Consider the following 578-nt stretch of genomic DNA (forward strand, 5'->3'; position numbering starts at 1 on the left):
GAAAAATCCGGACCGGCGGGCCTAGGCTGGCACCAGGAAGGCTCCGCCACATAATCTCGCCCGACGCATAAGAACGGTTATGTGGCGCGCCACATAACCGTTCGCCGGCGCCTGCTGCGGAAATTTGATCTGTGTCGCCGGTTTTTCGACGATCACCAGCGCGTCATCGGGCGCCGTGCGCTGCAGGTGTCTTGTCTCCGACCATGGCGCCGTCAGCCAGGTCTCGGTTTCTTCCGGCGTGGTCAGGATCACCGGCATTGCCTTTTCGTGGATCGGCGCGATCAGCGCGTTGGGCCTGGTCGTCATGAAGCCATAGACCTGGTGCTCGGCGGGGCCGTCCTTGACCTTGCGAATGCCCTGCCAGCGCGTCCACAGGCCGGCAAAGAAGAACAGCGGGCGGTCCTCGCCGAGTGCAAACCAGAAGTTGCGCTGAATGCCGGTCTCGGGGTCCTTGTCGCCGGGCGTCGGGCTGGGCTCGGCGAAGCTGGTGACGGGCACCACGCAGCGGTTCTCGATGCCGAGATATTGCTGCCAATGGCCGTATTGCGGATTGCGGATATTGGTGGTGCCGTAGTCGG

Annotated in this window: 1 protein-coding gene; it reads right to left on the reverse strand. The window is 63.5% G+C overall.

Annotated features, from left to right (window positions below):
- Nucleotides 1-21 precede the first annotated feature (21 nt).
- A partial coding sequence (locus tag NKH13_RS35555; protein WP_352917500.1) for an SOS response-associated peptidase family protein occupies nt 22-578 on the reverse strand: 557 nt, incomplete at its 5' end.

It is taken from the genome of Mesorhizobium sp. M1348 (genome assembly GCF_040317925.1).
Taxonomy (GTDB): Bacteria; Pseudomonadota; Alphaproteobacteria; order Rhizobiales; family Rhizobiaceae; genus Mesorhizobium.